General features: G+C 71.0%; 7 protein-coding genes. 4 read left to right on the top strand and 3 right to left on the bottom strand.

Features of this window, described 5'->3' with window-relative positions:
- Positions 1–33: 33 nt before the first annotated feature.
- Both NIE111_RS30640 and NIE111_RS30635 read right to left on the bottom strand, forming a co-directional pair.
- Positions 34–2,232: a (Fe-S)-binding protein gene (locus tag NIE111_RS30640; RefSeq protein ID WP_238687705.1), complete on the bottom strand. Its 2,199-nt coding sequence runs from the start codon at positions 2,230–2,232 to the stop codon at positions 34–36.
- Between the two features lie 206 nt (positions 2,233–2,438).
- Positions 2,439–2,705, bottom strand: a complete 267-nt coding sequence (locus NIE111_RS30635) for a cell division protein CrgA (RefSeq protein ID WP_238687690.1) — start codon at positions 2,703–2,705, stop codon at positions 2,439–2,441.
- A gap of 221 nt (positions 2,706–2,926) precedes the next feature.
- Here NIE111_RS30635 and NIE111_RS30630 point away from each other — a divergent pair, with 221 nt between their 5' ends.
- Genes NIE111_RS30630 through NIE111_RS30615 form a run of 4 tightly spaced genes read left to right on the top strand, consistent with a single transcriptional unit; the run spans position 2,927 to position 6,498 of the window.
- Positions 2,927–3,727 carry a DUF881 domain-containing protein gene (locus tag NIE111_RS30630; RefSeq protein WP_238687689.1) on the top strand — a complete coding sequence of 267 codons (801 nt, stop codon included), beginning with the start codon at positions 2,927–2,929 and terminating at the stop codon, positions 3,725–3,727.
- Entirely contained in the window at positions 3,724–5,559 is a 1,836-nt protein-coding gene (locus NIE111_RS30625) for a class E sortase (RefSeq protein ID WP_238687688.1), read from the top strand. The genes NIE111_RS30630 and NIE111_RS30625 overlap by 4 nt, the downstream gene beginning before the upstream one ends.
- 4 nt (positions 5,560–5,563) lie before the next feature.
- Positions 5,564–5,845 carry a hypothetical protein gene (locus NIE111_RS30620; RefSeq protein WP_238687687.1) on the top strand — a complete coding sequence of 94 codons (282 nt, stop codon included), beginning with the start codon at positions 5,564–5,566 and terminating at the stop codon, positions 5,843–5,845.
- A gap of 2 nt (positions 5,846–5,847) precedes the next feature.
- Positions 5,848–6,498, top strand: a complete 651-nt coding sequence (locus NIE111_RS30615) for an aminodeoxychorismate/anthranilate synthase component II (protein ID WP_238687686.1) — start codon at positions 5,848–5,850, stop codon at positions 6,496–6,498.
- A gap of 55 nt (positions 6,499–6,553) precedes the next feature.
- Here NIE111_RS30615 and NIE111_RS30610 read toward each other — a convergent pair whose 3' ends face one another.
- Positions 6,554–7,216, bottom strand: a complete 663-nt coding sequence (locus NIE111_RS30610) for a SanA/YdcF family protein (protein ID WP_238687685.1) — start codon at positions 7,214–7,216, stop codon at positions 6,554–6,556.
- Positions 7,217–7,233 lie beyond the last annotated feature (17 nt).

Raw genomic sequence — 7,233 nt, 5'->3', positions numbered from 1 at the left:
GCCGTCGATGAACAAATCCCAGGAGTACGCGTCTCAGCCGCCGATCGGCGCGGTCTCCTTGCCGCCCTGCGGCTGCTCGGGCTTGATCGAGCGGAGCAGCACGCTGGCCACGTCGATCACCTCGACCTGTTCGCCGGCACCCTTGCCGTTGACCCCGTCGCTGAGCATGGTCGAGCAGAACGGGCAGCCGACCGCTACCGTCTTCGCCCCGGTGGCCATGGCTTCCTCGACGCGGTCCACGTTGATCCGCTTGCCGATCTTCTCCTCCATCCACATCCGGGCGCCGCCAGCACCGCAGCAGAAGGAGCGTTCGCTGTTCCGCGGCATCTCTGTCAGGTCGCCATCGATGGCGTCGCCGAGGACCTCCCGGGGGGCCGCGAAGACGCGGTTGTGCCGACCCAGGTAGCAGGGGTCGTGGTAGGTGACGCCGCCGTCGACCGGCTGCACCGGCGTGAGCTTGCCGGTGGCGACCAGGTGCGCGAGCAGTTGGGTGTGGTGGACCACCTCGAACTCGCCACCGAGCTGCCCGTACTCGTTGCCCAGGGTGTTGAAGCAGTGCGGGCAGGTCGCGACGATCTTGCGCTTGGCCTTGTCCCGGCCCTCGAACGCCTCGTTCAGCGTCTCCACGTTCTGCTGGGCGAGCATCTGGAAGACGAACTCGTTGCCGATCCGTCGTGCCGGGTCGCCGGAGCAGGTCTCGCCCTCGCCCAGGATCGCGAACGTCACGCCCGCCTCGTTGAGCAGCGTGGCCACCGCGCGGGTGGTCTTCTTGGCCCGGTCCTCGAACGCGCCGGCGCAGCCGACCCAGAACAGGTACTCGAAGTCGTCCACCTCGCCGACCCGGGGCACCTCGAAGTCCAGGCCCTTGGTCCAGTCCTCGCGGGTGTTCTGCGGGGCACCCCACGGGTTGCCCTTGTTCTCCAGGTTGCGCAGCATCACGCCGGCCTCGGAAGGGAAGCTCGACTCGATCAGCACCTGGTAGCGGCGCATGTCGACGATGTGGTCGACGTGTTCGATGTCCACCGGGCACTGCTCGACGCAGGCGCCGCAGGTGGTGCAGGACCAGAGCACGTCCGGGTCGATGACACCGCCCTCCTCGGCGGTGCCGATCAACGGCTTGTCGGCCTCGGCGAGGGCCAGCACGTCCAGGTGGGCGAGCTGCGCCTGGGTGGCCTTCTCCTCGCCGGTCAGGTCCTTGCCGCCGCCGGCCAGCAGATAGGGCGCCTTCGCGTACGCGTGGTCACGCAGGCTCAGGATGAGCAGCTTGGGCGACAGGGGCTTGCCGGTGTTCCAGGCCGGGCACTGCGACTGGCAGCGACCGCACTCGGTGCAGGTGCTGAAGTCCAGGAGGCCCTTCCAGCTGAACTGCTCGACGTGGGCGACGCCGAACTGGTCCTTCTCCGGGTCCGCCTCCTCGAAGTCGAGCGGCTTGCCCTGGCTCGTCATCGGGCGCAGCGCGCCGAGACCGGAGCCGGCCGGTTTGGCCGGCTCCCGCTTGAAGAAGATGTTGGGGAACGCCAGGAAGCGGTGCCAGGCGACGCCCATCGTGACGTTCAGGGAGATGACGATCAGCCACGTCATCGAAATGATGATCTTGATGGCCGCGGCGACGCTGACGCCGTCCTCCCAGTCGGGCAGCACCGCACCGACAGCGTGGCTGACCGGGGTGGCCCAGAACGGGAACTCGAAGTGGTCGGTGGCGACCTTGAAGCCCCGGATCACGAAGCCGAAGATCAGGACCAGCAGCACGATCCACTCGACGAAGTAGCCCTGCCACATTGTCGAGCCGGTGAACCGGGACCGCCCGCCCGGGCGGGTCGGCCGGTTGCGCAGCCGGATCGCCATCAGCACCAGGATGCCGACCAGACTCAGCACCCCGATGATCTCGGTGACCAGACCGAAGATCGTCCAGTGCCCGATGATCGGCAGACCGCCGTCGGTGGTGCCCACCTCGAAGTACGCCTCGAGCACCAGCAGCGACAGCACGACGAAGCCGACCATCACGAACCAGTGCGCGGCGCCCACCACGCCCCACTTGAGCATCCGGGTGTGGCCGGCCGTCTCCACCAGCATCGTCCTGGCGCGGGCGACCTTGTCGGAGAACCGCTCCGGCGCGGGTTGCCCGAGCCGGATGACTGCCACCATCTTCAGGACCGCACGCACCGCAAGCCACACCGCCACAGCGGTGATGGCGGCCGCGAGGATCGTGGTGACGATCTGGACGCTGCCCATCGAGTTGGCCTCCCCGGTCTGCTGCCTGATGACCTCGCTCTGCTCGGTCATGCAGTGCAGCCTACGCGAAGGTTACCCAGCGGTAACGTGAGTCATCTCGCAGTAGGCCGCGCTGCCTGCGCACACCATAGGGGGCCCCACCCGATCCTGCTGGGCAGGGGCTCGACGGGGTGACGTGGGACCGCCGACGCGACGGTCCGCTCGGATCAGCGCCAGCGAGAGAGCAACCCCAGCGAGGCGACCATCGCACCGAAGCCGACGGCGAGGTTCCAGTAACCCCACGCCATGACCGGGTACTCCTGCTCGGACAGGTAGTAGAGCACCAGCCAGCCGATCCCGACGACGATCAAGGCGACCGCGGTGATCGGCAACCACACCGGGCTAGGCTTGCGCGACGAAGACGTCGTCGTCGTCGGACGTACGTCCGTCGGCGGGGTGTACACCTTCTTCTTACGGACCTGAGACTTGGGCACGGCGCTCTCCAGAGGGGTGACGACCTCGTCCGGCCTGACAACCGGGCGCGGGGGCGACGGTCCATGGCCAATAATGTTCGAGAGCTAGCGTAGTCCCGATTGGCCGCCTGGACCACGAATGGGGTCAGGCCGGTGCACGGAGTGACCGAAAGAGGCGGGACTGTTCGCATCACCGGCCCAGCCGGTACGGACCGATCCCCGACACGCGGAAGGAACGCTCGGTGGAGTACACATCCGGCGCAACCTCCTGGCAGAAGGTCCTCCGACGGGCCGCCGCCGGGCTGCTGCCCCGGCGACCGCGCCAACGCCGTCCGGGCTGGTCGATCGGGGTGCCCCTGATCGCCGCGGCGGCCGGGCTGCTCTTCACCACCACCGCGACCACCGCGGGCGGCACCGCTCTCCGAGAGGACCGGCGCCCCCAGCTCAACCAGCTCATCGAGGACCGCCGCGAACAGGTCGCCGCCAGCGAGCGCCGCGCCGCCACGCTGCGCGGCGAGGTCGAGCAACGGACCAACACCCTGGCCGGGTCGGACGCCCCGATCAAGGCTCAACAGAATCGCGCCCAGGGCAGCCTCCAGGACGCCGGGTTCACCGCCCTCAGCGGACCCGGGGTGACAGTCGAGCTGAACGACGCGCCCCAGCTCGACCAGACCCAGTCGGACGCCAGCAACGACGACCTGGTGGTGCATCAGGGGGACGTACAGGCGGTGGTCAACGCGCTCTGGGCCGGCGGAGCCGAGGCCATGTCAATCATGAATGTCCGCGTGCTCACCACCAGCGCGGTACGCTGCGTCGGTAACACCCTGCTACTGCACGGCCGGGTGTACTCCCCACCGTTCAAGATCGTAGCGATCGGCGATCCCGCTGCCCTCCAGCAGGCCCTCGCCAGCTCTCAGGGAGTCCGGTTGTTCAAGGACGCGGTCGACGACTACCAGCTTGGCTACAGCGAGACGGCCTCCACGGTGCGAGTTCCCGCATTCGAGGATTCCACCGCCCTGCGCTCGGCTACGGTGCCCAAGTGAGCGGGCCGGACGAACGACGCGACGGGCGACACCGGGACCAGACCGACGAGCCGACCGCCTTTCTGCCCAAGTTCGACCGGCCCGAGTCGACACCGGGCCGACCGACCCCGGCCAGCAACTGGCCCGAGCCGGTGCTGCAACCGCCGCGCCCTGAACAGCCGCCGCGAGCCCCGCAGCCGCCGCGCACCGAGCAGCCACGCGCAGAGCAGCCACGCGCAGAGCAGCCGCGCACCGAGCAGCCGCCGCCGAGCGGGGCTCGACCCGAGCCGACCGCGAACCCGGGCCGCCCGGGTGCCGAAGCGCCACCGCCATGGCCGGGCAGCGCGGCGGCCGGGCCGGGCTCACACGGCGGCGCGGGGGTTCCCCCCGCGACCACCCCCGGCCGACCGACCGCCAGCAACCAGGGCCCGGTTCGGCCGGCTGCCCCCGGCAACGCCCCGACCCGACCCCCCGCGCCCGGCACCGCACCGACCCGCCCGCCGGCCGGCAACCCGCCCGGCACCGCACCAACCCGCCCGCCGACCACCGGCAACCCGCCGGGCGCGGGCAACCCACCCGGCGCCGCACCAACCCGCCCGCCGGCCGGCAACCCACCCGGTGCGGCGCCGACCCGCCCGGCCACGCCCGGCGGGGTGCCGATGCCGACCCGGCCGTCGGCTCCCAGCGCGCCGAGCCGGCCTGTCTCCTCCGGGCCCTCGACGCCGCCGCTTGCCGACGCGCCGACCGCGTACATTCCGCAGGTCACCGCCCGTCCCGGCCGACCCACCGGCTCCCCGGCCACCCCGGTCTCCCCGGCCGCCCCCGAGCGCGTCGCAGCGGCCGGGCCGGAAGGCTTCCCACCGACCGGGCCCGGCTGGGTCCCGCCGACCGGGCCGGGCCGGGTCCCGCCGAACGCTGGCGGGGATCACGGCGCGGACCCGGCCGCCACCGCGTTGATTCCGGCAGTGCCCGCCACTCCTGCCACCAGGCCGCCGACAATGGACTCGACAGCGTTGATGGGTGCCGTCCCCCGCACCGCCGTCCCGGACGAGCCGACCGGCGCCAACCCCGCCGACCCTCCCCAACCCCGACGTGGCGAGCGGGTGGTGCAACTCCGGCCGCACCAGACCGGCGAGGGCTACAAGAGCGTCTACTCCGAGCTGACCCGCCCGTCGTTCGGCTCGCGACTGCGCACCGGCGTCCGCATCACCGGCGAAATCCTGATCACCTTCGGTCTGGTGGTCCTGCTCTTCGCCGGCTACGAGGTCTGGGGCAAGTCGGCCATCGTCGACGCCCACCAGAACGACCTCAACAACCAGTTGGCCCAGGCGTGGGGCCCGACCGACGACCCGACTGTGGCCCCGTCGGTCGGCCCGAGCGTCAAACCGTCCCCGCCGGTACGCGGAAAACCGCTCGCGGGCCTCTACATCCCCAAGCTCGACAAGAACTGGGTCGTCGTCGAGGGGGTCACTCAGCAGGACATCCGCTTCGCCCCCGGCCACTACCCGACCAGTGCGCTCCCCGGCCAGGTGGGCAACTTCTCCGTCGCAGGCCACCGCAACCGGGCTACCTTCTGGCGGCTGGACGAGCTGAACGAGGGCGACCCGATAGTGGTCGAGAGCAAGACCGACTGGTACGTCTACCGGGTGTCGCAGTCCCGGATCGTCCGGCCGACCCAGGTCGAGGTGGTGGCACCGGTGCCCGGCGAACCGGACAAGAAGGCGACCAAGCGGATGCTCACCCTCACCACGTGCAACCCGAAGTTCGACAACTACCAGCGCCTGATCATCCACGCCGAACTGGACCGCACCCAACCCAAGTCCGCGGGCCGCCCGGCGGAGCTGGGAGGCTGACCCGGTGTACGCGTTCATCTGGCGCAAGCTGCCGTTCGGGGTGGTCGGGAAGTTGACCGGCTCGGTCCTCCTGGTGGCTGCCACAGTGGCCCTGCTGTGGTACGTCGCCTTCCCGTGGGCCGAGCCGCTGCTGCCCTTCGACGACGTGCAGGTCGAGTCCGGCGTACCCGCCGAGACAGGTGGCGGCGGCGACCCGGTGACCGGGGAGACGCCGGCCGGCGACGAGCACGATCTGCCGTACGACACCGACCAGAACAACCCCGCGCCCCCCTCCCCGAGCAGGTGACCATGCGCGTACTGGTGATCGACAACTACGACTCGTTCGTCTTCAACCTCGTGCAGTACCTGGGCCAGCTCGGCGTGGACTGCGAGGTCCGCCGCAACGACGAGATCGACATCGCCGAGGTGGGCACTGTTGGCGCTGACGGCATCCTGCTGTCGCCGGGGCCGGGCAGCCCGGACCGGGCCGGCATCTGCCTGGACGTCATCCGGGAGTACGCGGGTCAGCTACCGATCTTCGGTGTCTGCCTCGGCCATCAGGCGATCGGCGAAGCCTTCGGGGCGACAGTGACACGCGCCCCCGAGCTGCTGCACGGCAAGACCTCCGAGGTACGACACCACTCGGTCGGCGTACTCGCCGGATTGCCCGACCCGTTCACCGCCACCCGGTACCACTCGCTCGCCGTGCTGCCCGAGACGCTCCCCGACGAGCTGGAGGTCACCGGCTGGACCGGCTCCGGCGTGGTGATGGCGATGCGGCACCGGACACTGCCCATCGAGGGCGTCCAGTTCCACCCGGAGTCGGTGCTCACCGAGGGCGGTCACCTGATGCTGGCCAACTGGCTGGCCAGTTGCGGTCACCCCGAGGCGCTGGAGCGCGCACCCGCGCTCGCCGCCGAGGTGGACGCACGTCGTCGGGCGGCCTTCGCCACCGCCTGAGGGGCCGGACGTCAGGGCACAGTCACCGGATCATCGGGACCCCGCACCGGCCGGGTCAGCCCCGCAGCGCGTCCTGAACCGCGGAACTGGCGGGCGAACGCACCGCAGGCTGTCGGTCGCGCACCGCGTCCCACGCCGCCTTGCCACTGGCGAAGTAGTCCCGAACCGACTTCTCGGCGAGCAGGGCAGCACCGCAGCCGTCGCAGCGGGCGGTCACCCCGTCGACGTCGAGGCCGAGCTGCCGGCACAGCGTCACCGCCCGGGACAGGTGGTACGACTGGGTGACGATCAGGGCCCGCTCGACGCCGTACACCTCGCGGGCTCTCGCGCAGCTGTCGTAGGTGTCCAGGCCGAACGGGTCGGCCACCACCCGACGCCTGTCGACACCGCGCTCGGCGAGGTACGTCGTCATCACCGCCGGCTCGTCGCCGGACTCCCCACCGCCGTCGCCCGACACCAAGACCACTGTGGCTCGCCCGCTGGTCACCAACTCGGCGGCGGTGTCCAGGCGGCCGGCGAGACGGTCGCCCGGCCGCTGCCGATCGGCCGCCACCTCGGTGCCGAGCACGATCACCACGTCGGCGGCCGGCGCGTCGGCGGCGGCGTACAGGTGGCCGCGTGCGGCGAGCGTCGTCCACAGCCACGGGGAGCTGGCGAACACCAGCACGACGAGGCCCGCGACGGCCAGCCGGCGGAGGCGTCGAGGCGACCGCCGCACCGGCCTGACCGGGGAAG

This window comes from Micromonospora hortensis (assembly GCF_022230935.1).
Taxonomy (GTDB): Bacteria; Actinomycetota; Actinomycetes; order Mycobacteriales; family Micromonosporaceae; genus Micromonospora; species Micromonospora hortensis.
Note: the sequence above shows the minus strand (reverse complement) of the source record. Positions and strands in the feature narration are given on the sequence as shown.